The 25804-nt window shown below is 61.6% G+C and carries 27 protein-coding genes; 15 read left to right on the plus strand and 12 right to left on the minus strand.

Annotated features, from left to right (window positions below; genetic code table 11):
• Nucleotides 1-3: 3 nt before the first annotated feature.
• Entirely contained in the window at nucleotides 4-1017 is a 1014-nt protein-coding gene (gene fepB / locus GN300_RS09380) for a Fe2+-enterobactin ABC transporter substrate-binding protein (protein ID WP_063315467.1), read from the minus strand.
• Nucleotides 1018-1122: 105 nt separating this feature from the next.
• On the opposite strand from fepB, the gene GN300_RS09385 reads away from it, so the two are divergent.
• Nucleotides 1123-2739 (plus strand): AraC family transcriptional regulator, encoded by a 1617-nt coding sequence (locus GN300_RS09385; RefSeq protein ID WP_063315466.1) that lies wholly within the window; start codon nucleotides 1123-1125, stop codon nucleotides 2737-2739.
• Here the strand turns inward: GN300_RS09385 and GN300_RS09390 are convergent.
• Nucleotides 2727-3104, minus strand: a complete 378-nt coding sequence (locus GN300_RS09390) for a glyoxalase/bleomycin resistance/extradiol dioxygenase family protein (RefSeq protein ID WP_003943112.1) — start codon at nucleotides 3102-3104, stop codon at nucleotides 2727-2729. The two genes, GN300_RS09385 and GN300_RS09390, sit on opposite strands and share 13 nt — an antisense overlap.
• Before the next feature lie 100 nt (nucleotides 3105-3204).
• Here GN300_RS09390 and GN300_RS09395 point away from each other — a divergent pair, with 100 nt between their 5' ends.
• The 7 genes from GN300_RS09395 (at nucleotide 3205) to GN300_RS09425 (ending at nucleotide 7919) form a co-directional block, all read left to right on the plus strand.
• On the plus strand, nucleotides 3205-3930 hold the full coding sequence (locus GN300_RS09395) for a TetR/AcrR family transcriptional regulator (protein ID WP_007735703.1): 726 nt from the start codon (nucleotides 3205-3207) through the stop codon (nucleotides 3928-3930).
• A complete protein-coding gene (locus tag GN300_RS09400) occupies nucleotides 3927-4364 on the plus strand; it encodes a hypothetical protein (protein ID WP_063315465.1) in 438 nt (145 codons plus the stop codon). Before GN300_RS09395 ends, GN300_RS09400 begins: the two co-directional genes overlap by 4 nt.
• An 88-nt stretch (nucleotides 4365-4452) precedes the next feature.
• Nucleotides 4453-4815, plus strand: coding sequence for a hypothetical protein (locus GN300_RS09405; protein WP_233405607.1), 363 nt, complete (start codon nucleotides 4453-4455; stop codon nucleotides 4813-4815).
• A gap of 31 nt (nucleotides 4816-4846) precedes the next feature.
• Entirely contained in the window at nucleotides 4847-4993 is a 147-nt protein-coding gene (locus tag GN300_RS09410) for a hypothetical protein (protein WP_156511705.1), read from the plus strand.
• A gap of 128 nt (nucleotides 4994-5121) precedes the next feature.
• Nucleotides 5122-5832, plus strand: coding sequence for a TetR/AcrR family transcriptional regulator (locus tag GN300_RS09415; RefSeq protein WP_197487713.1), 711 nt, complete (start codon nucleotides 5122-5124; stop codon nucleotides 5830-5832).
• The gene (locus GN300_RS09420; RefSeq protein WP_082845711.1) at nucleotides 5829-7001 is read left to right on the plus strand and encodes a serine hydrolase; all 1173 of its coding nucleotides are present in this window, start codon (nucleotides 5829-5831) and stop codon (nucleotides 6999-7001) included. The genes GN300_RS09415 and GN300_RS09420 overlap by 4 nt, the downstream gene beginning before the upstream one ends.
• 69 nt (nucleotides 7002-7070) lie before the next feature.
• Nucleotides 7071-7919 carry a DUF4344 domain-containing metallopeptidase gene (locus GN300_RS09425; protein ID WP_082845710.1) on the plus strand — a complete coding sequence of 283 codons (849 nt, stop codon included), beginning with the start codon at nucleotides 7071-7073 and terminating at the stop codon, nucleotides 7917-7919.
• A 105-nt stretch (nucleotides 7920-8024) separates the two neighbouring features.
• On the opposite strand, the gene GN300_RS09430 is transcribed toward GN300_RS09425, so the two are convergent.
• Genes GN300_RS09430 through GN300_RS09440 form a run of 3 tightly spaced genes read right to left on the minus strand, consistent with a single transcriptional unit; the run spans nucleotide 8025 to nucleotide 11526 of the window.
• Complete coding sequence (locus GN300_RS09430; protein WP_233405608.1) at nucleotides 8025-9680, minus strand: AMP-binding protein; 1656 nt, start codon at nucleotides 9678-9680, stop codon at nucleotides 8025-8027.
• Entirely contained in the window at nucleotides 9677-10141 is a 465-nt protein-coding gene (locus GN300_RS09435; RefSeq protein WP_063315461.1) for a MaoC/PaaZ C-terminal domain-containing protein, read from the minus strand. The genes GN300_RS09430 and GN300_RS09435 overlap by 4 nt, the downstream gene beginning before the upstream one ends.
• A 14-nt stretch (nucleotides 10142-10155) precedes the next feature.
• Complete coding sequence (locus GN300_RS09440) at nucleotides 10156-11526, minus strand: MFS transporter (protein WP_007735697.1); 1371 nt, start codon at nucleotides 11524-11526, stop codon at nucleotides 10156-10158.
• A gap of 219 nt (nucleotides 11527-11745) precedes the next feature.
• Between GN300_RS09440 and GN300_RS09445 the strand changes: the two genes are divergently transcribed.
• Nucleotides 11746-12444 (plus strand): TetR/AcrR family transcriptional regulator, encoded by a 699-nt coding sequence (locus tag GN300_RS09445; protein WP_225320187.1) that lies wholly within the window; start codon nucleotides 11746-11748, stop codon nucleotides 12442-12444.
• A gap of 38 nt (nucleotides 12445-12482) precedes the next feature.
• Nucleotides 12483-13334: a PHP domain-containing protein gene (locus tag GN300_RS09450; RefSeq protein ID WP_063315460.1), complete on the plus strand. Its 852-nt coding sequence runs from the start codon at nucleotides 12483-12485 to the stop codon at nucleotides 13332-13334.
• Nucleotides 13335-13632: 298 nt separating this feature from the next.
• Here GN300_RS09450 and GN300_RS09455 read toward each other — a convergent pair whose 3' ends face one another.
• Nucleotides 13633-14160 (minus strand): CinA family protein, encoded by a 528-nt coding sequence (locus GN300_RS09455; protein ID WP_063315458.1) that lies wholly within the window; start codon nucleotides 14158-14160, stop codon nucleotides 13633-13635.
• A gap of 77 nt (nucleotides 14161-14237) precedes the next feature.
• Nucleotides 14238-15386 (minus strand): glutamate--cysteine ligase, encoded by a 1149-nt coding sequence (locus GN300_RS09460; protein ID WP_063315457.1) that lies wholly within the window; start codon nucleotides 15384-15386, stop codon nucleotides 14238-14240.
• Nucleotides 15387-15546: 160 nt separating this feature from the next.
• On the opposite strand from GN300_RS09460, the gene GN300_RS09465 reads away from it, so the two are divergent.
• Complete coding sequence (locus tag GN300_RS09465) at nucleotides 15547-15852, plus strand: hypothetical protein (protein ID WP_054800586.1); 306 nt, start codon at nucleotides 15547-15549, stop codon at nucleotides 15850-15852.
• A 57-nt stretch (nucleotides 15853-15909) separates the two neighbouring features.
• On the opposite strand, the gene GN300_RS09470 is transcribed toward GN300_RS09465, so the two are convergent.
• From GN300_RS09470 to GN300_RS09485, 4 genes are all read right to left on the minus strand, one after another.
• The gene (locus tag GN300_RS09470) at nucleotides 15910-16179 is read right to left on the minus strand and encodes a Rho termination factor N-terminal domain-containing protein (RefSeq protein WP_054800585.1); all 270 of its coding nucleotides are present in this window, start codon (nucleotides 16177-16179) and stop codon (nucleotides 15910-15912) included.
• Nucleotides 16180-16266: 87 nt separating this feature from the next.
• Nucleotides 16267-18435: a catalase gene (locus tag GN300_RS09475; protein ID WP_003943216.1), complete on the minus strand. Its 2169-nt coding sequence runs from the start codon at nucleotides 18433-18435 to the stop codon at nucleotides 16267-16269.
• A 142-nt stretch (nucleotides 18436-18577) separates the two neighbouring features.
• Nucleotides 18578-18814 carry a CsbD family protein gene (locus tag GN300_RS09480; protein WP_003943084.1) on the minus strand — a complete coding sequence of 79 codons (237 nt, stop codon included), beginning with the start codon at nucleotides 18812-18814 and terminating at the stop codon, nucleotides 18578-18580.
• A 302-nt stretch (nucleotides 18815-19116) separates the two neighbouring features.
• Nucleotides 19117-19581 carry a hypothetical protein gene (locus GN300_RS09485; protein ID WP_225320190.1) on the minus strand — a complete coding sequence of 155 codons (465 nt, stop codon included), beginning with the start codon at nucleotides 19579-19581 and terminating at the stop codon, nucleotides 19117-19119.
• Between the two features lie 281 nt (nucleotides 19582-19862).
• Here GN300_RS09485 and helR point away from each other — a divergent pair, with 281 nt between their 5' ends.
• Nucleotides 19863-22085 carry an RNA polymerase recycling motor ATPase HelR gene (gene helR / locus GN300_RS09490; protein ID WP_082845709.1) on the plus strand — a complete coding sequence of 741 codons (2223 nt, stop codon included), beginning with the start codon at nucleotides 19863-19865 and terminating at the stop codon, nucleotides 22083-22085.
• Here helR and GN300_RS09495 read toward each other — a convergent pair.
• Nucleotides 22047-22808 carry an IclR family transcriptional regulator gene (locus GN300_RS09495; RefSeq protein ID WP_003942865.1) on the minus strand — a complete coding sequence of 254 codons (762 nt, stop codon included), beginning with the start codon at nucleotides 22806-22808 and terminating at the stop codon, nucleotides 22047-22049. The two genes, helR and GN300_RS09495, sit on opposite strands and share 39 nt — an antisense overlap.
• A gap of 69 nt (nucleotides 22809-22877) precedes the next feature.
• Here GN300_RS09495 and GN300_RS09500 point away from each other — a divergent pair, with 69 nt between their 5' ends.
• From GN300_RS09500 to dmpG, 3 genes are read left to right on the plus strand one after another with little or no spacing between them, the layout of a single operon-like run.
• Nucleotides 22878-23705: a 2-keto-4-pentenoate hydratase gene (locus GN300_RS09500; protein WP_007735684.1), complete on the plus strand. Its 828-nt coding sequence runs from the start codon at nucleotides 22878-22880 to the stop codon at nucleotides 23703-23705.
• A complete protein-coding gene (locus tag GN300_RS09505; protein ID WP_003943168.1) occupies nucleotides 23702-24646 on the plus strand; it encodes an acetaldehyde dehydrogenase (acetylating) in 945 nt (314 codons plus the stop codon). Before GN300_RS09500 ends, GN300_RS09505 begins: the two co-directional genes overlap by 4 nt.
• Complete coding sequence (gene dmpG, locus GN300_RS09510; RefSeq protein WP_020909650.1) at nucleotides 24643-25671, plus strand: 4-hydroxy-2-oxovalerate aldolase; 1029 nt, start codon at nucleotides 24643-24645, stop codon at nucleotides 25669-25671. The genes GN300_RS09505 and dmpG overlap by 4 nt, the downstream gene beginning before the upstream one ends.
• Nucleotides 25672-25804: the final 133 nt, after the last annotated feature.

Below are 25804 nucleotides of genomic sequence, written 5' to 3' on the forward strand. Positions count from 1 at the left end.
CGGTCATCCACCGAACGTGGACACCAGCGACTCGACCGTCTGCTTTGCACTGAAGTAGTCGAGACGGAAGGCTGCCGTTCCCATCGCGTATACCCGATCACCCTTGACCGCAGGTTGATTCGCAAGGAGCGGGTCGGCCGCGAGTTGCTTCTCCACGTCCTTGGGCCCCATCGAGACGGCAAACAGCGTCTGCGCCCCGTCTAGTGCGGCAGACATGTTTTCGGAGCTGACGATCGCGACGCCGGAGGCACCCCGCTTGTCCGGAGCGACAAACTGCTCGGCGGGCTCGGCATAGGTGAAGCCGAGCGAGCCCAGCAGATTGCCCTGCGGGCTGTCGGCTCGGAACGTCCAGACACCGTCGGCACCCATGTAGACCAGTGCCGTCACCGGCTGCTCGGGAAGTTTGATCTTCGCGGCTTGGGTGGTGACCCAGCTGTCGTATTCGTCGACGGTTTTGGCGGCCTCGCTCTCGAGTCCGGTGACAGTCCCGAGCTGATCAGCGAGCTCCTCCCAGGAGCTGGCGCCGTAGTCGAGAAGAACAGTGGGTGCGATGTCGCTCAGCTGTGAGTAGGCATCGAGTGTCGAGTCGCCGCCGTTAGCGGAGCCGATGATCAGATCGGGCTCGAAGGTCTCGATCGCGTCGAGGTCCAGCTCGAGATTTCGGTAGAGCACCGCGACGCCACGATCAGCCGCCACGCCCGACCACTGGGAGAAAAACCCCTGGTCATCGGTCATTCCCGACGGCGTTGTCGCCGCACTCGCGACCACCGGCGCTCCGATCGCAAGCAGCGTGCCGGTCAACGACGGCGAGGTGGACACGATCCGAGTCGGCTTTGCAGTGATCTCGGTACTGCGGCCGCCGTGATCGACGGTGCGCGGCCAGCCCTCGGTGGCCCCGGAGGTTTCCTGGGTGCCCTCGGTTCCGGTGTCACTACCTGACGAATTCGAGCAGCCGGCAAGAGCGAGGGCGACGACCGCGGCGAGTACTGCCGCCGTCGGGCGTAGAGATCTGCGCATGAGTATGTGGCTTTCTGAAGATACGAGAGTGCGCCGCTGCGAACGCAGTCGGCAGAGGTAAAGTTAGCCATACTTAAGTCGCAAGGGTTGTCCAGGAGCGCCAACGTGTTACCACTATCGGGAAGGTCGGACGCAATCGACTTGGGGCCGATCCACGCCTGCCGCACCGAGCCAAGCATCGGCCGCTCACCCCTGTTGTTCTGGGTTCTCGCAGGCAGTGGACGCGTCAGGACCGGATCGACCGTCTACGAGGTGCCGGCAGGCGAGTTGTTGTGGATCCCGGCGGGCGTGCGATATTCGATGGAGACGGACTCGGATTCCGTCGCGTTTCCCATCCTGCTTCCGCCCTCGAACGGCGTCAGCGCCGGGCCGGCTACCGTGACGCGTCTGCGCGTTCCGCCCGGATGGGAAGACAGACTGATCCACGAGTTCGTTCACAACCTGGGCTATCTGCGCGGCGACGCTGCACACCCGTCGTCCTTGTTCGAAATGATTACCCGGGCCGACGACGGGGCCACCTCGCTGCCGCAATTGCCGCAATCACGGGAAGCGTTCGAGATCGCGCACGCCCTGTTGCGAACACCTGGCACCGACGACACCGAGGCACAATTCGCGAAGCGTGCCGGGATCAGCATTCGAACGCTCCAGCGATACTTCGTGGAAGAAACCGGCCTCACCTTCACGCGCTGGCGGCTTCGAGCTCGGATCGCCGCGTCGTTGGAGTACCTGAAGCAGGACCGCGAGATCGGTTGGATTGCAAACGAAGTCGGCTTCGAAACGGGCAGCGGATTCACGCGTGCGTTCCGGTCCCAGATAGGAGAGAGCCCGAGCGACTATCGCCGCCGGGCCCTCTCCGGTCCAACCGATCGCAGCGTGGACACCGACAACGATCAAGCATTGGTCCGCATGCTCGCAGAGCCCAGGCAGCCCGGGGAAACAACGCCGCCGATACCGGCCAATGCGACGTGGCCGCGCGTCAACGGCGCCCACGTCGCCGTGTGGGTCTACCGAGGCCAAGCCCGGGTGGACGTCGCGGACCGCAGTTGGGAACTGCGCACCGGAAAGGCCATGATTCTTCCTGCAGGCGTCCTCAATACCGTCACGGTTCCGACTGGTTCACTGCTTCTGCCGCTCGGCTTCCGTTCCTCGAACGGGTCGACCGTATCTGCCGACGCCCTCGAGACCGTGCAGTTCTCCCCCGCTGACGAGTTGGCATTGCTGCACACTTTCGTCGCCGCATACACGCCCTTGCGCCCGCACGGCCACGACAGTTCCGCAGCATTCGACATCATCGCCACCGGCCCTCTTGCACAACCGGTTTCGAACACCTCGCCCGCCGATTCGATTGCCACACGACTGGCAGCGACGATCGCCGCCCGGCCGGCCGACCCTCGCACTCTGGGCGAGTGGGCGCAAGAGTTCGGTACTGACGCGGCCAGGCTGCGCCGGGAGTTCCGTATCGAAACCGGCACCACGTATCCGCAGTGGCGATCGCTTTCACGGATGACCCAGGCACGCACCCAACTCCAACTCGGGGTTGCACCCGGCACGGTGTCGAGGAACCTGGGTTACGCGCACCTGCCCGCATTCAGCCGAGCGTTTCGCACTGCGCACGGGATCTCACCGCAGCGCTTCCAAGCCCAGTCCGTCGAACGCGCCCTCTGGTTACGTTCTGTGCCGCGCGCCGCGGAGCCGAGCGCTCGGGTTCTTCACACCCACTGAACGAGTTGCCACACGATTCCGTTGGGGTCGACGAACTGGCAGTAACGCTCACCCCACGGTTCCGTCTCCGGTTCGGTGACGACGGAGGCACCTTCAGCAGCGATGCGGGCGAACTCGGCGTCGACATCGTCGACCACGAATGCAATGAGCAAGCCTTGACCGGCCGGACCTGCGACGAAGTCGGGCTTGAACGTCCCGAGCCCGGTGCGCAGGAAGACCACGTTGACCCCGGCATCCGGATGATTCAGGGAAACGAAGCCGTCATCGGCCATGGCCTCGGTGAAACCGAAATGGGTTTTCGCGAAGTCTGCCGATGCGTCGGTGTCGGCGACGTTCAAGGACAGAGCAGTGCTGGTGATTTTCATCGTGGGCCTCCCAGGATCGATAAACCTTATGCAGTGCATACAGTATGCACCGTATAAGGTATACCACCGTTGAGGTATTCCCGATTTCTGGAGACGACTGATGGCACGCGAACTGATCGACCTGCTCTGGCGCGATCACCCCCTCGCGCCGAAGGGTGGCACCCGCGGCCCACGAGCGAAGGTCACCACCTCACAGGCGGTCGACGTCGCGATCTCCGTCGCGAATACCGACGGCCTCGACGCCGTGACGGTCCGCCGATTGGCCGCCGAACTCGGAATCTCGGGCATGGCGGTGTACACCCACGTCGGATCCCGCGACGATCTGCTGGTGCTCATGGTCGACGCCGTACACGGACACAGCCCACTCCTGCCGTACGGGAACATGACCTGGCGCCAACGTGTGCGTCGGGTCGCCGAGGAAGAACTTGCCCTCTATACGGAGCATTGGTGGCTCCTGGACATCTCCGATCAGCGCTCCGCGTTGGGTCCGGGAACTATCGCGAAGTACGACCACGAACTTCACGCCTTCGATGGCACGGGACTGAGCGACATCGACCGGGACTCCGCCCTGACATTTGTCGCCGACTTCGCCCGATCCTCGGCGCAAGCGCGGCGCCCTGACCCCCGAGCAGCCGACATGGCCGAGGTGTGGTCGTCCTGGAACCAGCGTCTGGCTGCTTATCTCGGCGACGACTTCCCGCTGGCGCAGCGAGTCGGAGGGGCGGCCGGCGAGGCCAAGAACTCCCCGTACAGCCCCGAGGCGGCCTGGGAGTTCGGGCTGGACCGGGTACTGGACGCCCTGGACGGCCTCATTCACATCGAATGACATTCCTGCAATTCGTGGGAGACAATGTGTCCGTGCAGCGTTTCGGTTGGTCTCGACGGTCCGACGGCGACCCTTCGGTGTTCGAACCGCGAGAGCTGTTGCACGCCTACGAGAATCGATCGATCCGAGAGGTACGAGATTCCGGCGAGCTTCTCATCGAGATTCCGCTGAGCGACGCGAGCATCGTCGAGATCACCGTTCTTGATGCCTCTGCGGGCTGGATCGACTCCCGCGTGCGAGGACTCTGCAGTTCACTGGACAAGATCGACCGCCGGGCTCAACGCGTACTTCGAGGGGGATTCAGCATCGGCTGGATCGAACTCGAATCGGAGCGCCACGGCGTCATCGACTACTGGGAAAACGGGGTCAACAACGAATACCCCATCTCCATCGTGTGGAACGGAAACTCCTGGGAAGAAGCGGCAAGCACCTAGCCTCGAAATCAGCGGCATATATCCACGAAGACGGGGTAGACGAGTACATACCAGCGGCACATCGACTCAACTCCAGGCGTGGTGGACAATGTTTCTCAGCGACCAGTCAATTCGTCACCACACCCGTCGTTTCGGAGCATCTCTGTCGCCTTCACACAAGTGGCCTCCGCCCACCGAAACACAGCGCATCGCACGCTGGAGTGAGCGGTCGGAGATGCTCGGCGCGCTGTCGGTACTCCTGTTCTGGGCTTTCGGCTTCGGCATCCTGCTGGGAGTCGGCGCGATTACAACGGGAATCTTCGCGCTCCGACGTCACCCGAAGAAGTCTGGTGGGCATCTACTCTCGAATGCCCGCCAGCTGCCATGGGATGCAATAGTCGGCCTCTGCACCGGCGTCATCGGTCTTGCCCTGAGCGGTTGGTTCTTCGTGGTGGTCCTGCCGAACATATAGCCCGACCCGGACCCCCGAGGGGGATGTCGCGATGAGCGTCCGAACATATTTCACGGCAACCATTTTCGCGTGCGTCTCCACAGCCTTTTACGAGTCTGCGTCGGCCGAGCGCCTGCATGCCAGGATCGTGCAGGACACCGACGCAAGCCACTACGTCCAGACCGACAACCAGCGTTGACGATTGACGCGATAAATCAGATTGCTGATGCCGCTTCGGACAGCCCGGGCCGATTGTCTCGTGGCTGGATACGAGAAAGGCCAGGCAGGGCCGTGCTATCGTCGGTGTCATCATTGATGACAACGACGATGACTGGAGACGCCGTGACGACGGGGCGAACCAAGCGAGCAACGGTGCGACTGGATCGCGAGACGATCGTGGACGCTGCCGTACGAATCGCAGCGCGCGGTGAGTCCGACGGACTCACCGGCAAGGCACTCGGTGTCGAACTCGGAGTCGACCGTTCAGCGGTGTGGCGCCACTTCGACGACAAGGATGCACTCCTGCGTGCAGTCGGCGACAAACTCTTCGAAACGGCAGTCGCGAAAGTACCCGAAGGGCTCTCCCCATCAGACCGACTCGAATCCTTGGCCAAATCTGTTGTCGAAGAGTTCGTCGCTCACCCGTACGTCGGCACGGCGATTTCGCTGCACTTCACGTGGGGCCCCGGCGGCCTCGCGACCATGGAAATGATGCTCAGTGCACTCGAAGAACTCGGGCTCGGGGAATCAGAAGTTGTTCTCTACCAACGAATGCTGGCCGACACAATTCTTGCATTCGCAGGCGCCCGAGCGGGGTACGCACTTCTGCCCGAAGAAACGCGCTCAGTCGAGGAAACAGCGTTGATCAAGCACTACATGGTCGTGAACCCTGATGAATATCCCTCGATCGCGGCCAATGCCGCCAGGCTCGCTCTGGTCGAGTTCGACGCCATCTTCGACGCACTACTCGCAGCGCTACGTGCCGCGGTAGAGCAGCGAGGCAACGCCAGGTCCGACGGACAGGAATCCGAACAGTGACAGTTCGCAATCGACGAAGGTCCGCGGTCCGCGCCGCCACGGCAATAGCCGTCGTCGGCGCGGTTCTGGTGGTAGGAGCCGTAGGAGCTACTGCAGCGCTGCGGATTCCATCTCCGGTATCGCTTGTCAAACTCGCGACCCGCCAGCCGTCCACCCAGGGCGAGTTGTTCGCAAGCCACGAGATTGACGCCTCACCCAACCCTCGACCCCTCAGCGTCGCCACGAAACCACTCCCGACCACGGTTCCGTGGGCGGGGAAAAATATACCGATCGAAGAATTCATCACTCGAACGTCCACGAATTCGTTCCTGGTCATGCGTCACGGCGAGTTGGTACACGAGTGGTACCGCGAGGGATTCGAGGCTACTACTCGTCAATCTTCCTGGTCCGTTGCAAAATCAATCGTCTCACTCCTGGTCGGGCACGCGATCGACCGGGGGATCTTGAGCGAGACCGATCGATTGGTCGACATCCTTCCCGAACTACGCACGGGCACAAACTATGACGACATCACCGTCCACAACCTTCTCGACATGACCTCAGGGGTCGATGTATCAGAGAACTACAATCCGTACTTTCCACTGACCGGAACCGCCCGGATGCTGCTCACTACGGATCTCGACCAATTCCTCGGAGACCACCGTGAATTGGTCTTCCAGCCCGGCTCGAAGGGCGAATATCGCAGTGTCGATACTCAACTACTCGGCGCGGTGCTTGCACGCAAAGAAGGCCGACCGCTTTCCGACATCCTCCGTGACGATCTCTGGGCCCCTATCGGTGCCCAAGATGCGGCGACATGGAACCTCGATCGGGCGGGTGGGGAAGAAAAGGCGTTCTGCTGCATCAATGCCACTGCGCGCGACTTCGCAAAAATCGGCAAGTTGGTCATGGACGGCGGAATGGTCGACGGCACGAGCGTTGTACCAGCGGAATGGATTACCCGGATCAGCACGCCTGCACCGAATCTCGTCGACGAGTGGGGATACTCCGCGCAATGGTGGCATCCCAGCGGAGGAAGCGGACAGGATTTCTCAGCCATCGGCGTCTACGGTCAGTACATCTACATCGATCCGGTGACCCAAACAGTCATCGTCAAACTCAGCGACCACGGCGCAGAGCAGGACGAACAGCAGACAATCGACGTTTTTCGAGCACTAGCGCGATCCTGACCATCTTCTTCCTCAATGATGAACCACCGCAATCGATTACCGCAATTTTGCTTCAAGGAGGGGAATGCAATGATCACTCTTCGACGTCGAAAAGATCTCCCGCGTTCACGGACCTTGCACGTGACACTCCTCGGGGTTGCGTCAGCCCTGCTGATCACCGCGTGCAGTTCGGGAGAACCCTCGACAGCTGATGCAAACGCGTCAAGCCCCGCCGCGGAGACGAACGGAAGTTTTGTCGTCACGTACGAGACAGCCGGCAACGCAGAGAATGCGGCTGAGGAGACTTTCTTACGGGATCATCGAGTCCTCGACGATTTTGCGGACACCATGAACAGTTACGTTCACATCCCCCGGGACGTGAAGGTCATCGCCAAGGACTGCGGTGAGTCGAACGCATACTATGTCCCAGATCAGCACTCCATCGAGGTCTGCTACGAACTGTCCGCCCAGGAACGCTCGAGTTTTTCCGGTGCCGGAGATTCAGGGGACTCCCTTGACACAGCGGTGTATCAGAGCATGGTTGCGACGTTGTATCACGAAGTAGGGCACGCACTCATCGGCGAACTCGAACTCAAAACGACAGGCCGAGAAGAAGACGTCGCCGATCAGATGGCTGCGTACATTCTCACCAGCGACGACGAATCGAAAGACTATCTGCTGACCACGGCCGATTCATACGCGTTGGCGGGAAGCCGGATCGAGGCCCTCGACGACTCGGCCTTTGCCGACGCACACTCGCTCGATGCGCAACGATCCGTGAATTTCCTCTGCTACGTCTACGGCTCCGACGAGACGACCTTTCAGTACCTCGTCGACGATGGCGCGCTGAACAGCGACCGGGCTGAGGGCTGCGCCGGCGAATACACTCAAATGTCCGAAGCGTGGGAAGCCCTTCTCGCCCAATACGTTCGGGGGTGAGCTGGGGGCAAAGCTCAGTTCGCATTGCCCCACCCAGAACGGCCCCAACCACAACCGGGCCCCACCCACAACCGGGTCCCACCCAGGACCGAGTAAGGACGCCGGCTACACGCGATCGTTCGCGGAGGTGGCCAACGCTCGGAGTTCACGTCGGAGGATCTTGCCAGTAGTGGTGAGCGGCAAGCTGTCGATGAAGGTGATCTCCCTGGGGTATTGGTAGAAAGCAAGGCGGCTTTTCACGTGGGTCTGCAACTCCTGACGGAGCTCCTCCGAGGAGTTCGATCCCTCGGACAGAACGACGAAGGCATGAACAGCTTCCCCTCGCAACGGATCCGGAACACCGATGACACCTGCCATGGCTACCTCGTCGTGCGAGAGCAGGCACTCCTCGATCTCTCCGGGGCCGATGCGGTATCCCGCGGACGAAATGACGTCATCGGCGCGTCCCTGGTACCAGAAGTTCCCGGCGTCATCGGTCCGCCCCAGATCACCGGTGTGAATCCAGCCGTCGTACACCTTTTCATCGGTCTTCGACGGTTGGTTCCAATAGCCGAGGAATTGTCCGGGATTTCCTGCCTTCACACAGATTTCACCTACCTGACCCACCTCGACCGGCTCGCCGAGCGGATCGAGTAGGGCGATTTCGAAGCCCGGAAAGGCCCGACCCATCGAACCGCTGGCGGGGTTCCATTTCGAACGCGAAGTCCCGATGGTAAGATTCATTTCCGTCTGCCCGTAGAACTCGTTGACATCTACACCGAGCGTGCTCACAACCCAGGCTTGCAGGGCGTCACCGAGTGCCTCACCACCGGTTCCCAATGCCCGCAGCTGAATACCACGCGCAGCAGTCTTGTCGACGCCGATGCTTCGCATCTGCTTGAGGGCAGTGGGCGGAATGAAGGCGCCCGTCACCTTGTGACGGCTCAGAATCTCGACCGCACGCGAAGGCGTGAATTTGTCGGGCGTCGCAACTACGGGGCACCCCAACGCAAGTGCGGGGAACAGTACGTCGAACAAACCACCGATCCAGGCCCAGTCTGCCGGCGTCCAGAAGACGTCTCCCAGCTGCGGAGCATTGTCGAACGCCGTCCGCATACCGGGCATGTGCGCCAGGAGAATTCGGTGCCCGTGGAGCGCGCCTTTCGGATTCCCGGTCGTCCCTGAGGTGTAGATGATGATGGCATGTGAATCGGGGCCCGTGGCTACCAGTTCACTACATTCTGCGGCATCGTCGACGAGGCTGTGGAAATCGAGGATTTGCACGGGCGTCGAATCGGAGAGCTGATCGAGCCTTCCGACCACGATTACGGCTTCGAGGCCAGGGATGTCACCGATTCCGTCGGCAACTCTTTCATAGCAGTCCTTCTCGACCACAAGAACTTTCGCACCGGAGTCACGCATTCGATGCACCAATGCGTCGGACCCGAACTTGACCGAGAGCGGAACGGTAACTATTCCGGATCGGAAGGCGCCCAGATGTGTCGCCAGAACCTCGATTCCCTGTGGGACCATCACACCGACGCGGTCGCCTGAGACGAGGCCGAGATCTGCGAGCACGGTCGCGAACTTTCGGCTCATCGTGGCGACTTCACCGAATGTGTACCGCGCCCAGTGCCCACCGGTGTCTACGACGAGGGCCAGATCATCGGGATTCTGTTCATCGACACATGCGTGCGCAATGTTGAATTGCTCTGGCACAGCCCATTCGAAGTGTTCTGCTTCGAGGTCCTGCCACCATGACATATGCCGCCGAGAACTCACCGAGCACCCACTTCGATTTCGAGGGAATGGGTCTCGCCTACCAGGAATGAGAATTCGCCGGAGAAGACAAGGTCTCCGTCTTGGTTGACGAGTGAGCCTTTCGACGTCACGATCGCGGTCTCACCGTCCGAGCGAGGGCGCACCGACAGCACTTCCGACACCGCATGCACCGAGTCGCCGAGGTAGGTCGGCCGGTGGAATCTGACCTGATCGAGCCCGTAGAAGCACTGCAGGTAACGGGGGTCCAACTCCACCAGACCGAGCAAGGTGGACAACATGAGGGCACCGTGGGCGATCTGGCGACCGAAGCGCGTCTGCTGCGCGTAGTCGGGGTCGAGGTGAAGGGGATGGCGGTCCCAGGTGAGGTCGGCGAAACTTCGCACATAGTCTTCGGTGACGACCCGCGGGTCCGTCACCGCAATGTCTCCGACAGAGATCTCTTCGAAACTCTTTGTGATCATTGAAGTTTCCTCTATTAGTTGACAACCGTGGAGCGTTGATCGACCGGCGGCAGATACGCCCCGTTGTCATCGATGTACATGTCGCGACTTCCTTCGTCGAGGTCGGTGTCACGGACGAAGTAGACGCTGATCAGCGAAATAACAGACAGGGCAGCGATATACACAGCGACCGCAAGCGATCCACCGGTTGCGCGAACCAACATGGCGGCAACCATCGGCGCGATTGCACCACCCAAGAGCACCCCGATCTGAAAAGCGATGGACGCTGCGCTGTACCGCACCCGTGCGTCGAACAGTTCCGCGATGAACGTCGCCTGCGGCCCATATGAGATGCTGAGCATGAATGCGCCGACTGCCAATGCGCCGGTGGTGATCCAGAAGTTGCCGGTATCTATCGCGGCGAATGCAACGAAGACCCACACTCCCATGCCGGTGATGCCGACCATCAGGATCCGGCGTCGGCCGAATTTTTCGGACAGTTGACCGAAGATCGGAATGAAAATGACTGCAACGAGCGCGGACACCATGACCGCTCCGAGCATGAGGTTTCCGGACAGCAGATCGAACTGATCGGCATAGGTCAGGCTGTAGGTGTTGAGGATGTAGAAGTAAGCGCCCGTGCTGATCATCGAACCTGCGGCAAGAATGATTTGACGAGGGTAGTTCTTGAACGCGTCGACCATCGGAATCTTGACCGCGGTGTTCTGCTGCTTCACGCGAGCGAATGCGGGAGTCTCTTCCAACGCGGTGCGGATGTAAAGCCCAACGGCGACCAACGCGATACTCAGCAGGAAGGGAATTCTCCACCCCCACACCAGGAATTGGTCCCCCGTGAGCGCCTTGGTGCCGAACATGACGGCCGTCGCCAGCAGAAGGCCAGCAGGCACACCGACCTGCGGCATACTGCCGTAGAAGCCGCGGCGGTTCTTGGGTGCGTATTCCACAGCAGTCAGAACTGCACCGCCCCACTCACCCCCGACGCCGAAGCCCTGAATCAGTCTCAGCAATACGAGAAGAATCGGGGCCCACACACCGATCTGGGCGGAGGTCGGAAGGACGCCGACCAGGAACGTCGCTGCTCCCATCAAGAGAAGTGCGAGCACCAAGACCTTCTTGCGTCCGATGCGGTCGCCGAAGTGGCCCATCACAACACCGCCGAGTGGCCGCGCCAGGAAGCCGACCGCGAAGGTGGCGAAGGAAAGAATCGTCGCCAGCGCGGGGTCTGCGCCCGAAAAGAACAGCGGCGCAAAGACCAACGCGGCGGAGGCGCCGTAGATCTGAAAGTCGTACCACTCGATCGTGGTGCCGACCAGAACCGATCCGGCCACACGCCGCAGGGCAGGCCTGTCGACAGTTGCGGGAGATGGGGGATTCGCGTCGTTCATGTCATTGCTCCTTGTATGGAGTGCCCTGTTAGCTCTCGCACCGAGAGGGAGGCTCGACAAGGAGACTATGCAGTGACCCAGGGCACAGTCAAGCTTTTTTCAATCGATCGATTGATTAATTGAGATGCAATTTGCCAGTACATAAACAGCTATCAATCGACTGATTGACGGACGGTCGATTTCGGCGGCGATGCTAGCATGATTGGGCAACCAACCGAAATGAGGATCATGGACCTGGGGCGCGTTCAACGGGCGGCAGTCACGCTGTTCGCGACGAAAGGATTCGCCGCCACCGGCATTCGTGAGCTCGGAGCCGAAGCCGGCATCAACTCGGCAACGCTCTACCACTACGTCGGCAGCAAAGAGTCACTGTTGGCCTCGATCATTCGGTCCTGCCTCGACGAGCTGACGCAGTCGGGCGAGCGGGCAATGCGCCGAAGCGCCGATCCCGTAGTCCAGCTCGCCGGCCTGGTGTCGTCACACGTAGGCATTACCGCCGTCAACCAACTGACTGCCCGCGTCGCCGAGTACGAGATGCGCGGGTTGACCGGAGACAACCGCATCGAGTTGCAGACGCTGCGCGACGAGTACGAGCAACTTTTCGGACAGATCCTCGAACGCGGACAACGCGTGGGCGCCTTCGACATCGAAGATCTGGCATTGAGCCGACTCGCGATACTCGAGATGTGTACCGGGGTCGCGCACTGGTACCGGCCCGGTGGGCGTCTCGAGTTGGAAGATGTCCAGCGATTCTTCGTCAGCACCACGTGCAAGCTTCTGTCGGTTCCGTCCGACGAACTGCACGGTGTGGAGTTCATCCACGACGTCCGAAAGCTGGACAGCGAGCCCGAGACTCAGTCCTCCGAGATTTGGGGAACCACTGCACAGAGCGAATTCGCGCGACAGTCCGAGCTTTAACCGCCCCCCGAAACTCCCGGCTCTGGTACGAACTGAACATGCAACTACCCGCGGACAGTCATGTTCACAGCGAGTGGTCGTGGGACACCGGCGGACCGCTGTCGCACGCATCCGGACGAATGCAACAGACTTGCGCGCGTGCCGAAGCAATCGGATTGCCGGCGTTGGTGTTCACCGAGCATCTCGACTTCGATGCTCGGTGGCGCACAACCGCCGCAGATCTGATGCCCCATCAGCATCACCTGCTGAGCACCGACGGCTACGTCCGCGCACCGATCCTCGACGTCGACGGCTATCTCGACAGCATCGAACGATGCCGACACCGTTTTCCTGAATTGCGGATACTCACCGGCGTCGAGTTCGGACAACCGCACCTGCACGAAGCGCAGGCGTCGCACCTCCTTGATCTCGGTGTCATCGACCGGGTATTGGGTTCCTTGCACACGCTCGAAGTCGGCGACGATCGGAGTGAACCGAACACACTGTTTCGAGAGTGGAGCGCCGACGAAGTCATGTGGGCATACCTCGATGAGATCCCGCGTATGGTGGCTGGCTCTCGGACCTTCGAGGTGTTCACCCATATCGACTATGCGGTGCGTGCATGGCCGATCGAAAGTGCCGGACCTTTCGATCCCCGTCGATTCGAAGAGGGATTCCGAAATGCGATGCGCGCCATCGCCGACAGCGACCGGATCCTCGAGATGAACACCCGTCGGCTGTTGCCCTGGATACCCCAATGGTGGAGCGAAGAGGGAGGTAAAGCGGTGACATTCGGCAGCGATGCACATGTGCCCGAAGCTCTGGCAGCCAATTTTCCGGAAGCGACCGCGATGCTCGCGCACTACGGATTCCGTCCGGGTCAACGTCCCGAAGAGTATTGGACCCGCTGATCCGCCTGATTCCCAGACCGATATTTCCGTGAACTCGGGTTGTCGGAGACGGATCAACCCGCAATAGTCGATGTATGGATCGGTACAAAATCACGATGCCCGACGGCTCTTCGACCGAGGAACCTTTCAATTCCGACAAGGAAGCAATCACTTGCGCAGTGGATGCGAACCGAGGAGTCAGCAAGAACCTCGTAGTCGAAAAATACACGGCCGACGGTCATCTGGTTCCAACCGCGCAGGCGCCTGCGAAACACACCGGTCGTCAGAAGAAGAACCGTTCGAAGAGTTGAAAACTCGACTAGTTCACAACTCTCGAACTCGGTGTAAGGCGACCGGATGCGTGACGCAGAAGTAGTTGGATCGCGTGCTCGACAGTTGCACCGAGGACAGCTTCGGGGTCACCCGAGAAAACCTGCTTCTCCGTTTCGGCGGTCCCATGGTCGACGACTCCGAACCACACAGTTCCGGGTCGAACGTTCTCCTGGGTATCAGGACCGGCTTCACCGGTGACGGCCAGCGCCAGCGACGCACCCATCAGTGTGGCGGTGCTGTGCGCCATGACCCTGGCTGCCTCTTCGCAGACCACTGGCCCGTCCGGAACATGAAGTACGGAATGTTTCACCTCGCGGGTGTACGCGACGATCCCACCACAAAACCACGATCCGGCGTCCGGCGCCTTTCCTAGATGTGCGGCGATGTTCCCGGCGGTCAACGATTCCGCCGTCGCCACCGACAGACCGTGTTCCTCTACTACTGCGGCCAACTGCCTGCACATATCGTCGAGATCCTTGTCCGACGGAAGCTCGGGTCGTGGATCGCCATTCATATGTTGCTCCTCCTGCTGTCCGATCGGTGACCTCGATAGGAAATTGGAAGTCTTGGAATGCCAATTCCAACCGTGCCCTACAGCTCACTGCCACCTTGTGAACTGCACCCTTCGAAAGTGCGTCGGGCGCACTCGTCGATCACATCAGCCACCCGTGACCGGCGTGCGAGTTGCCGGCGCTGCACGATCGCCCCGTTTCCGTTGCTGAAGACCTTGTCCAAGGAAGCCGTGACCTGCTCGAACTCTCCGAATGCGGTCAGAGCAGGTTCGACATGATCCACCAATCGCCGAACCGCCTGGTGTGCAGTCAGCAAGCGCACGGATTCCACGTCCAGCGACCTGCCGTCGAGTCCGTCGCGTGCTGCACGCCAGCAAGCCGCGCGGAGTAGCTCCTGATCGACGGCAGGCGCAACCTCACCTTTGGTGATCGCAGCGGATGCGGTGCCGACGAGTGCCTGCACCAGTGTGGCCAGAGTCATCGTCTCCTCCACGGTGGCGGGCACGTCGCTGATCCGAATCTCCACGGTGGGAAGGTGATCCGACATGCGCACGTCCCAATAGACCATGTGTGGATCGAGAATGACCCCTGTCTCCAGCATCGCTCCAACAGCATCTTCGTAGTGCGCCACGGACTCGAAGTAGGGCGGCGGACCCGAACTGGGCCATCGGCCGAACAGAACGTAACGCCAACTCGCATAACCGGTATCGCGACCGGCGCTGATCGGAGAGTTCGCCGTCAATGCCAACAAGGTCGGTAACCAAGGGCGCAGATGGTTGATGATCTGGACCGATCGTTCTCGATCTTCCACACCGACATGAATGTGGCAACCACACATCACACCTTCGGTGATCGCTCCGAATTGACCGGCCATTCGCTGGTATCGCGACGTTTGAGTGATCTCGTCTACCGGCGGATCGTAGAACGGCGTCCCGACTGCGATGAGTTGACAACCCACACGGGCAGCGGCGTCGGCGGTGACGGCACGCGACTCACAGAGTTGATCACGAAGATCACGAATATGGTTTCCGATTGACGTGGACGTCTCCACCTGACAGCGCGTGAGTTCGAGTTGCAGCGAGATACCGAGTTCCCGCCCGGCGGCAGCAACCTCGGAGTTGCGCAGAGTGGGATGCCCAGTCTGCGGATCGCAGAGCAAGAACTCCTCTTCGACACCGAGAGTCGGTGTACCTACCGAGAATATGTCGGGAGTCGGCTTCGCGTTCATAGGCCTTCCTCGCACCGGTTTTCATCCACTTCCGATACTTCGAGCGTACGACCTTCTACCCCTTTCGGCACTACTCCAACCGTTTCATCCAGTCACCGATCGGGTAGTTGCCCTGTGGACCGACGACGAGCGAAGAATCGCAAGTCTTTATGAGCTCAGGATGGAGTGTGCCGTGACAAACGCGAGCGAAAGTTCACCGGTAGATGACGAACACACAAATCGATCGCACGTAGGGGAGGCAATCAGCGACGGTCGCAACTATCCCGGATACCTGCTGATCGGGCTGGGTCTGGCAACACTCGGATTGACCTTGGTGGCAGCAGGTTACGGATTTCGTGGTTGGGCAGCCATTGCCGGCGTCGTGTGCGTGGTGTCCTTCATCGTCGGAACACTGGCCATCTTGATGGAACACCGACGGGTCAAACGACTGGAAGGTCAGGAACTCTTCGATCAAGAAGGGCACTGAACCGACCGCTCGAGTTGTATTCTGCTCAAGCAGAATACAACTCGAGCAGAATCCGGCTCAGTGAGTGCGGAGTTTCTCGATCAGCTCACCCTTGTTCAGTTTCGAGTACCCGTGCAGATCGAGTTCCTTGGCGCGTTTCTTCAGATCGTCGACCGTCCACTCCTCGTACGGCGAAGATTGTCCGCCGGACTTGGCGACAGTCGACCGCCCTCGATTGGCGGCCGCATTGGAGATTCGGGCCGCCTTCTCCTTGGAATCGCCCTTCTCACGTAGCTCTTCGTAGAGTTCTTGATCCTTGAGTTGAGGTTGTGAGTCCTTGCGAGCCACTGTTTCGTCCCTTCACTCGTCTTCACTCCGACGGTGTGGCCGAACTGGCAATTCGGCCACACCGCAGGTTCGAACGTACGTCGGCACTCAGGATGTAGGCGGCACCTCGAAACGCCCCCACACGCGGTGCGTCTTCAGTAGCTGAGCCAGCGAGGCGAGCGCTCCTTCCGCGTCTGCATCGACGACGACTCCCAATGCAGACTCGTCGATACCGGCCGCAGCCAGCGCACTCATGCTCTCTCCCCAACCACCAATTGCCTTGCTGTGACGATACATTTCGTTCAGCAGAGTCTCCACCCGTGGATCCAACTTGCCCTCGCCGATCCGAGAAACGTCGCCGCTCAGCAGGATTGCATCGAATTCGATCGAACGAGCTGTGAGGTACGTTCGCTGCACCGTCACCGCGTCGTCACCGTCCCCGATGGTTCCGCCGTGCGGGCCGAGGATCAGCGGCACCATGCCGGCGTCGAAGATCTTGTCTCGAACGGCGACAACCGTTTCGAGATCGGAGTTCTCATCGACCAGTAGTGCGATGATCCTTCCGTCTACCGGCCATTCCGCACCAACCTGGGACAGTGCAGGGCTGAGCTCCGGATCACTCAACGGCTCGGTCGGTTCGGGAACCGGAAGGCCAAGCCCCCCTGCGACGATCGACACGAGACCCGCGTCGATATTTGCCAAGATGCCCAGATTCCGGGTCTTGATGTTCTCCTCGTAGCACTTACCCAATTCGAAGGTATACGCCTGCGCGACGTGCTCCTGCTCGACAGGGGAGAGACTGCGATAGAAGAGTCGAGCTTGCGAGAAGTGATCGTCGAACGATGCCGGCGCCTGCCTCACCTTTCGCCCTGAAACTTCTTCGGGCACCTCGATATAGGCCGCGCTCTCCGCCGAGGCCAAGAACGGGCACCCACCGTCCAACGAATTGGGATGGTACGGCGCAACTCCGGTATGTACACCGTCCTGATGAAAGCCGTCGCGAAGCATGTCGTTGACAGGCGCGTGAGGACGGTTGATCGGGATCTGATCGAAATTGGGGCCACCGAGTCGCGTGATCTGGGTGTCGAGGTACGAGAACAAACGTGCCTGCAGGAGACGATCGTTGGTGATGTCGACACCCGGAACCAAGTGGCCCGGATGGAATGCAACCTGCTCGGTCTCGGCGAAGAAGTTCGTCGGATTGGCGTCGAGTGTCATCGTTCCGATGACCTGAACCGGCGCGAGTTCTTCGGGCACGATCTTGGTGGGATCCAATAGATCTATGCCTTCGAACATTTCGTCTTCGGTATCAGGGAACACCTGCACGCCCAGATCCCAGGACGGATACGCACCCGCCTCGATGGCGTCGGCAAGATCGCGTCGATGGAAATCCGGATCCACACCGCCGGCGATCTGCGCTTCCTCCCACACGAGTGAATGCACTCCGGCGGCCGGCTTCCAGTGGAATTTCACCAGATTCGTCTCGCCGTCGGCATTCACGAGCCTGAACGTGTGAATACCGAAGCCCTCCATCATGCGATAGGAGCGCGGGATGCCGCGATCGGACATGTTCCACAATGTGTGCGCCGTGGCCTCGGTGTGCAGCGACACGAAATCCCAGAATGTGTCGTGCGCGCTCTGCGCCTGCGGGATCTCGCGGTCCGGGTGGGGCTTCGCGGCATGGATGATGTCCGGGAATTTGATGCCGTCCTGGATGAAGAACACCGGGATGTTGTTGCCCACCAGGTCGAAGACACCTTCGTCGGTGTAGAACTTGGTGGCGAAACCGCGTGTGTCGCGTACGGTGTCCGCCGAACCTCGTGAACCCAGCACCGTCGAGAACCGCACGAACACCGGGGTTCGAGCACCGGAAGCGAACACCGATGCTTTACAGATGTTTTCGGCCGCGCCATTCGCCAGGAACGTTCCGTGTGCAGCCGCCCCGCGGGCGTGGACGACGCGCTCCGGAATTCGCTCGTGATCGAAGTGTGTGATCTTCTCACGCAGGTGGTGGTCTTGAAGAAGAGTCGGGCCACGCTCGCCGGCAGTGAGTGAGTGGTCGGTCTCGTAGAGACGTGTACCGGTTGCGGTGGTGAGGTACTCCCCCCGCTGGCCGCGACCATTTCCCTTCACCTTCTCCTCGGCACCCGCGACGGTACGCACCTCCGGCTGCCGCTGGTCATCCTTGGGCGGCAACGGCTGTCGAGGCTTGACCGGCTCTTTCAGGTCCGGCGCTTTCGGGGCCGGTGCACCTGGGACGGACTGAGATGAAGGCATCGAACAGCTCCTCTTGATCGTCATGCTGGGCGCAAGAATCTTGTTGCGCCTTATGTAAGTAGAGATTTCAAACTGAACGCGGAGCCACGACTCACCCCCGGCTGGGATCAATCCCAGGCCGAGGGTGACGAGTGCGTCAGGGCTATTGCTCGGACTTCTGTCGCGCTTCGTCCGCGGCCGCTTCTGCGCGAGCCTTCTCGGCTTCTGCCTCTTTCTTCGCGACTTCTCGCTGGCTTTCGGCCTTGTCCTGCTGGGCGCGGCCCTCTCGGGTCAAACTGTCGTTTCCGGAAACCGCACCCACGGCTTCCTTGGCCTTACCCTTGACGTCCTCTACGACGCCTTTGATTCCCTCGCTGGGACCGCTCTTGTCATCTGGCACGTTGACCCTCCAATACGTTTCGGATTGTTGCTCCGGGATCCCACACAGGTAGGAATCCCCCACAGAAGGCCCTACCCCGTCGAAATTCGCATAAACATCCGTGCACCGACACGCCGCAACGCGTACAAGAAGCGGCCACCGAGGGGAGTGCCGTTCACTCTCGTGTGTTATTCAGTGCTCATGAGCCAGTTACAGACCGATCCCCCCGTGGGCGGACCGCTGTCCACGATTCGCGCGCTTGCGCCCAACCTGGCTCCGATCGAGCGATGCGTCTCGAACATCTCAAATAGCAAACAGCATTCTCAGAAACTGTTTACCGGGCAAAGGAATTGGCGAGACTCGTTCCAGAAGGGGAAGAGGTCGGTGGTGGTGGCCGTGGGGTGGTCGATCTCGGCGAGAGTGTAGAAATCGAGAATCGTCCGCCCGGCGGTTGCGCTGACCTCGCATGCCTGCAAGCTCAGTTTCGCCTCCGCCACGAAGCCGATACTGCGGGCGAAAGGTCCGAGGGTCCCGGCATTGACAAAACCCTCGAGGTTTTGTCCCCACTGGTTGTAGTCCGACTGCAAAGCAAAGCTGCATGTTTCACCGAACAACTCGGTGCAGGTTGTCGGCTTCCCACCGATCGTGTGAACCGTATCGGCGAGCTCGTGCGAAGTACCTTCGCGCGGTGATCCGGAAAGGAGAAGCAAGACGGCGACGGCCAAGGCAACCACCAGAAGGATGCTCGCGGCCGTTGCCAGTATCGCCTTCACAATCCCTCGATCCACGTAAGTTCATGAGGGGAACCGATTTTGGAACACCGGTCACTGGATTTGTACCCGTGGCACTCGGGGTCCAAACATCGACCAGGCTGGGAGCCGTGCATCAGGCTGGGGGGTCGCGAGAGGATCTGTGGGAAAAAGCCGAGGGAGGATCGACACTCCCTTCCACTACCAATGTATATCGCACCGGGGGCCTTGCGGCAAGGCCCGGGTAGTGCCGCAAAATGGCTCTTCCGATCCCGCACGACCCACTACGGGATCGGAACAGCCAGCGGAAGTGAGGGCACGTGCCAACCCAGGGATACGAAGAAGAACTGCGATCCGAGCGGAACTATGTGGAGGGGCTCTACGCACGCCTCGATGCGGAGCGCGCCCGAGTCAAGGGCAGGTACAGCACCGCTCTGCGCGGAAACGGCGAAGCACTCATGGAACGCGATGCAGAGGTGCGCGCGCTTGCCAAAGAGGTGAAGAGGCTGGACGTAGCCGACAACGGCCTGTGCTTCGGCCGGTTGGACTCGCTGACTGGTGAGACTTCGTACATCGGCCGAATCGGCCTTCTCGATGCGGACAACGACTACGAACCGGTGCTGCTCGATTGGCGGGCGCCGGCATCTCGCCCGTTCTACGTTGCCACCGCTGCCAACCCGGAGAACATGCGTCGACGCCGTCAGTTCCACACACGCAGTCGACACGTGGTCGATTTCACCGACGAGGTACTCGGGCGCCCTGACGGCGCAGAACACGACACCCACAGCGATTCCGCCTTGCTCGCAGCAGTCAATGCACCCCGCGGTGAGGGAATGCGGGACATCGTGGCGACCATCCAGGCCGAACAGGACGACATCGTCCGACTCGAACACCCCGGGGTGCTGGTGATCGAAGGTGGCCCCGGTACCGGGAAAACCGTCGTCGCCTTGCATCGCGTCGCCTACCTGCTCTACACGCAGCGAGAGCGAATGGAACGTCACGGCGTCCTCGTGGTCGGGCCGAACCCGGCGTTCCTGAACCACATCGGCCGCGTACTGCCCTCGCTGGGCGAGTCCGACGTGGTGTTCATGACCACCGGTGATCTCGTTCCGGGTTTACGCGTCACCGCCGAGGACGCTCCTGAGGCCGCTGGGCTCAAAGGCTCGCTGAAGATCCTGGACGTTCTCGGCGCAGCGATTGCCGATCATCAGCGATTGCCCGAGAACCCGTTGTTGATCGAATTGGCGGACGTCACAGTGCGAATCGACGCCGAAACTGCGGAGTGGGCCCGAGAAGAAGCTCGTTCGAGCGGACTCCCCCACAACGACGCTCGCACTGTGTTCACCGAAATCGTCACCTGGGCACTGACCGAGCGGGCGATAGCGCGGATCGGCAAGGGATGGTTGACACGCAGTGACCGTGAAGCCTGGGAACAAGTGCGCGCAGATCTGACCGCAGAGTTGGCGGAGAATGACGCGTTTGCCGCCGCACTCGACGCACTCTGGCCGATCTTGACACCGAAAGAGCTACTGACACAGCTGTTTACTTCGCCGGAACGCCTACGCAAGGCAGGCGCAGACGAGACACTGTTGCGCCGAGAGGGCGATGCCTGGACGGTGTCCGACGTTCCGCTTCTCGACGAATTGGTGGACATGCTCGGCCGGGACAAGCCCGTCGACCAGAGTGCCGAACGTGAACGCCGCGACGAGGCTGCGTATGCAGCGGGCGTGCTGGACATGATGATCAGTCGCGAAGACTTGATGGACGACGAGGATCATCTCCTCGCCCAGGACATGCTGTACGCCGAGGACCTGGCGGATCGTTTCGTCGAACGCGATACCCGGGAGCTCGCCGAACGCGCTGCTGCTGACCGAGACTGGACGTACAGGCATATCGTGGTCGACGAGGCACAAGAGCTGTCCGAGATGGACTGGCGAGTCCTGATGCGCCGTTGCCCGGACCGGTCTTTCACGGTGGTAGGTGATCTCGCGCAACGACGTTCACCCGCAGGTGCTCGCTCGTGGGCGACGATGATGGAGCCGTACGTTCCCGGCCGCTGGATCTACCGATCCCTGTCGGTGAACTATCGCACCCCCGCCGAGATCATGAGCGTCGCCGCCGCCTTGCTCGCCGAGTTCGCGCCAGACGTCCAGCCACCCGAGTCCGTCCGCGCCTGCGGGGTCCAACCGTGGTCCAAGCGAATCTCCGCCGACGAACTAGCCTCCGCCATCGACGAATTCAATCAGGACGAGGCCGGACGCGAGGGTACGAGCGTCGTCATCGGACCTGCGAGTGTGCCCGGCGCTGTGCCGGTTTCGGAAACGAAGGGCCTCGAGTTCGATGCCGTGCTCGTCGTGGAACCGGAGCGAATCATCGCCGACGGCCCACGCGGTGCGTCTGAACTCTATGTCGCCCTCACCCGCGCGACCCAACGTCTCGGCGTCCTACACGAGGGGCCATTGCCGCACGCATTGACCGGGCTCATCCGGGTCGGGACGGCCAGATCACCGCAGTCGTTCGCGGCGAGCGATGGTGCTGTGTAGGCCTTCGGCAGCGGCGCGAACGTAGGACACCTGGCTCTCGGGGACGAAGCGACTGGTGGGACCGGTGACACTGATGGCCGCGACGGGTTTGTCATTGGTTCCGAATACCGGCGCCGCAACGCATGCGAGACCCGGCGCTGATTCCTCGCGCTCGAACGCAATACCGGTCTCGACCACTCGGTTCAGTTGGGTGTTGAGAATGCCGGGCGCAACAATTGTGTGCGGGGTCCGGCGCGTCATCGGCTCCGACAGCACCTCGCGGCGAAACTCGTTGTCGGAGAATGCCAGGAGCGCCTTGCCGATTGCGGTGCAATACAGCGGTATCCGGCCACCGGTCCGGGACGGCGAGTTGGCTTGCCGGTGTCCGCCGATCTTCGCGACGTATACGACGTCGTGGCCGTCACGGACCCCCAGGTGGACTGTCTCGTGGGTCCGCTCGTACAGGTCCTGGAGGAACGGCATCGCCATCTCCAGGAGGCTACGTTCGAGAGAGGCGAGCATGCCGAGTTCGAAGAGGCCGCCGCTGAGCCGGTAGCCACCGTCGATACGGTCGAGTAGCCGGTTCGCGACCAGTTCGTTGGCCAGGCGGTGCACCGTCGCCTTGTGCAGGCCCGTCCGCTGGACCAGGGTGGCCAGAGGCAACACGTGGTCGTCGGCCCGGAAGGCGCGCAGGATCGTCACCGCCTTGCCGAGCACGGTGTCGAGGTTTGCGCTGCCAGTCACCTCCCCAGCGTATCGCTGAGTGAGACAGTTCCCTGGCGCAATCTCGGTGCCGCGGCGAAAGTAGTGGCCATGAGCCAGCCCACGAATACCAGTACAGCTAGCGAGACCGACATCGCAGCTGCTGCGGACCGCCTCGCAGCCGCCATCGCGAGCGGCACTCCCTGCGCGCCCGTGCGCGATCTGATCGGCGCCGACGACCTCGTCGCCGCCTATGCCGTCCAGCGCCGCGTCGACGAAATCCGTCGGCAGGCGGGGGCCGTGGTCGTAGGCCGCAAGATCGGCCTGACCTCGGTGGCAGTCCAGCAGCAGCTCGGTGTCGACCAGCCCGACCTCGGCGTGCTGTACGCCGACATGGAGTTCCCCGCCGGCGGCGCCATCCCCATGAGCCGTTTGATCCAGCCCAAGGTCGAAGCGGAAGTTGCCTTCGTGCTCGGTGCCGACCTCGTGGACGGACCGCTGGACAGTGCGCAGGTGCGCGGTGCGATCGACTACGCCGTCGCCGCGATCGAGATCTGCGACAGCCGCATCGAGTCGTGGGACATCAAGTTCGGTGACACCGTCGCCGACAATGCGTCCTCGGGCGTGTACGTCCTGGGAACCGAACGACGCACCCTCGACGAGGTGGAACCCGCCGGCGTCGTCATGTCGATGTCCGTCGACGGCACCGAGGTGTCCACCGGCGTCGGAACCGCCTGCCTGGGCGATCCGATCGAAGCCGTCGTCTGGCTCGCCCGCACTGCACGTGAGTTGGGGCAGCCGCTGACCGCAGGGCAGGTGATCCTGTCCGGCGCTCTCGGCCCCATGGCACCGGTCACCGCAGGCAACGTAGTCACCGTGACCGTCTCCGGGCTCGGTTCCGTCACCACCAGTTTCTCCAGCGAAGAGGACAACGCATGAGCAAGGTCAAGGTCGCGATCATCGGATCGGGCAACATCGGCACGGATCTGATGATCAAGGTGCTGCGCAACTCCGACTACCTGGAGATGGGCGCGATGGTCGGTATCGACCCCGCGTCCGACGGCCTCGCTCGCGCCGCGCGTCTGAACGTGCCGATCACGGCAGAAGGCGTCGAAGGCCTTGTCGGTCTGCCGAACTTCGACGAGATCGAGATCGTCTTCGACGCCACCTCGGCAAAGGCTCACGTGGCCAACAACGCGCGGCTGGCTCCCCTCGGCAAGCGCATGATCGACCTGACGCCTGCCGCGATCGGACCGTACGTCGTACCGGCTGTCAACGCGGACGAGCACTTGGACGCACCCAACGTCAACATGGTGACGTGTGGCGGCCAGGCCACCATCCCGATGGTTGCCGCTGTTTCTCGGGTCGTCCCGGTGGCGTATGCGGAGATCGTCGCGTCCATCGCCTCCAAGTCGGCCGGTCCCGGAACGCGCGCCAACATCGACGAGTTCACCGAGACCACGTCCGAGGCGATCGTGGCAGTCGGCGGCGCTCGTCGCGGCAAGGCCATCATCATCCTCAACCCCGCTGAGCCGCCGCTCATCATGCGCGACACGGTCTTCTGCCTCGTCGACGCACCGGACCCGGCTGTTCACGACGAGATCCGTCAGTCGATCGAGAAGATGGTCGGCGACGTCTCCGCGTATGTCCCCGGCTACCGGCTCAAGCAGGAAGTCCAGATCACCGAGATCCCGGCCGACCAGCCCGTCGAGACGTTGCTCGTCGACGGCAATCGCCCCACCCACCAGGTGTCGGTGTTCCTCGAGGTCGAGGGCGCGGCACACTACCTGCCTGCGTACGCCGGCAATCTCGACATCATGACGTCCGCCGGAATGCAGATCGCGGAGCGCATCGCCCAGCAGAAGGAAGCAACCAAGTGAGCAACCGCAAGATCTTCGTCCAGGACGTCACCCTTCGTGACGGCATGCACGCTGTCCGCCACCGCATTTCGCCCACCGACGTCAAGCGGATCGTCACAGCTCTCGACGCTGCCGGCGTCGACGCGATCGAAGTAGCACACGGTGACGGCCTCGCCGGCGGCTCGCTCAACTACGGCCCCGGCTCGAACACCGACTGGGAATGGATCGAAGCAGCGGCCGAGGTACTCGAGCACGCTCGTCTCACCACGCTGCTACTTCCGGGTGTCGGCACGATCAGTGAACTCAAGCATGCCTACGACCTCGGTGTGCGCTCGGTTCGCGTTGCCACGCACTGCACCGAGGCCGACGTCTCCGCGCAGCACATCGAAACCGCCCGCGAGATCGGCATGGACGTCTCGGGCTTCCTGATGATGAGCCACATGGCGCCTGCCGAGGAACTGGCCAAGCAGGCCAAGTTGATGGAATCGTATGGCGCGCACTGCGTCTACGTCACCGACTCGGGTGGACGTCTGGTGATGAACGACGTCGCGGATCGTGTTCGTGCATATCGCGACATCCTCGACGAGGGCACCGAAATCGGTATCCACGCCCATGAGAATCTCTCACTCTCGGTTGCCAATTCTGTTGTGGCCGTGCAGAACGGCGTCACCCGCGTCGATGCTTCGCTTGCCGGTCACGGCGCCGGTGCCGGCAACTGCCCCCTCGAGGCCTTCATCGCCGTCGCCAACATCGAGGAGTGGGAGCACGGCTGCGACCTGTTCGCCCTGCAGGATGCCGCCGACGACATCGTCCGACCGCTGCAGGACCGGCCGGTCCGCGTCGATCGCGAAACCCTCACTCTCGGCTACGCCGGCGTGTACTCGAGCTTCCTGCGCCACGCCGAAGCTGCGTCGGAGCGCTACGGAATCGACGTTCGCACACTGCTGCTCGAAGCTGGACGCCGCCGTCTGGTGGGTGGTCAGGAGGACATGATCGTCGACATCGCGCTCACCCTCGCAGCGCAGGCGACAAAGGAAGCAGTCTGACGCGCTGCCGAGTTCGCTGACACCCGAGTCCCGCTCCCGTCTCCGGACGGGGGCGGGACTTCTCAGTTGGACTGAGAGTTTCCGCCGCGACGCCGCTCAACTCTGAAGCTGTTGTTGCCCAATAACGGCGAGG

The sequence above is a fragment of the Rhodococcus sp. Ni2 genome, assembly GCF_021352185.1.
Classification (GTDB): domain Bacteria; phylum Actinomycetota; class Actinomycetes; order Mycobacteriales; family Mycobacteriaceae; genus Rhodococcus_F; species Rhodococcus_F qingshengii.

What these genes read in the sequence shown, in the direction of transcription:
- fepB (WP_063315467.1), bottom strand. Translation starts at nt 1,017, where the DNA reads ATGCGCAGATCTCTACGCCCGACGGCGGCAGTACTCGCCGCGGTCGTC.
- GN300_RS09390 (WP_003943112.1), bottom strand. Translation starts at nt 3,104, where the DNA reads ATGAAAATCACCAGCACTGCTCTGTCCTTGAACGTCGCCGACACCGAC.
- GN300_RS09395 (WP_007735703.1), top strand. Translation starts at nt 3,205, where the DNA reads ATGGCACGCGAACTGATCGACCTGCTCTGGCGCGATCACCCCCTCGCG.
- GN300_RS09400 (WP_063315465.1), top strand. Translation starts at nt 3,927, where the DNA reads ATGACATTCCTGCAATTCGTGGGAGACAATGTGTCCGTGCAGCGTTTC.
- GN300_RS09405 (WP_233405607.1), top strand. Translation starts at nt 4,453, where the DNA reads ATGTTTCTCAGCGACCAGTCAATTCGTCACCACACCCGTCGTTTCGGA.
- GN300_RS09410 (WP_156511705.1), top strand. Translation starts at nt 4,847, where the DNA reads ATGAGCGTCCGAACATATTTCACGGCAACCATTTTCGCGTGCGTCTCC.
- GN300_RS09415 (WP_197487713.1), top strand. Translation starts at nt 5,122, where the DNA reads ATGACTGGAGACGCCGTGACGACGGGGCGAACCAAGCGAGCAACGGTG.
- GN300_RS09425 (WP_082845710.1), top strand. Translation starts at nt 7,071, where the DNA reads ATGATCACTCTTCGACGTCGAAAAGATCTCCCGCGTTCACGGACCTTG.
- GN300_RS09435 (WP_063315461.1), bottom strand. Translation starts at nt 10,141, where the DNA reads ATGATCACAAAGAGTTTCGAAGAGATCTCTGTCGGAGACATTGCGGTG.
- GN300_RS09440 (WP_007735697.1), bottom strand. Translation starts at nt 11,526, where the DNA reads ATGAACGACGCGAATCCCCCATCTCCCGCAACTGTCGACAGGCCTGCC.
- GN300_RS09445 (WP_225320187.1), top strand. Translation starts at nt 11,746, where the DNA reads ATGAGGATCATGGACCTGGGGCGCGTTCAACGGGCGGCAGTCACGCTG.
- GN300_RS09450 (WP_063315460.1), top strand. Translation starts at nt 12,483, where the DNA reads ATGCAACTACCCGCGGACAGTCATGTTCACAGCGAGTGGTCGTGGGAC.
- GN300_RS09455 (WP_063315458.1), bottom strand. Translation starts at nt 14,160, where the DNA reads ATGAATGGCGATCCACGACCCGAGCTTCCGTCGGACAAGGATCTCGAC.
- GN300_RS09460 (WP_063315457.1), bottom strand. Translation starts at nt 15,386, where the DNA reads ATGAACGCGAAGCCGACTCCCGACATATTCTCGGTAGGTACACCGACT.
- GN300_RS09465 (WP_054800586.1), top strand. Translation starts at nt 15,547, where the DNA reads ATGGAGTGTGCCGTGACAAACGCGAGCGAAAGTTCACCGGTAGATGAC.
- GN300_RS09475 (WP_003943216.1), bottom strand. Translation starts at nt 18,435, where the DNA reads ATGCCTTCATCTCAGTCCGTCCCAGGTGCACCGGCCCCGAAAGCGCCG.
- GN300_RS09500 (WP_007735684.1), top strand. Translation starts at nt 22,878, where the DNA reads ATGAGCCAGCCCACGAATACCAGTACAGCTAGCGAGACCGACATCGCA.
- GN300_RS09505 (WP_003943168.1), top strand. Translation starts at nt 23,702, where the DNA reads ATGAGCAAGGTCAAGGTCGCGATCATCGGATCGGGCAACATCGGCACG.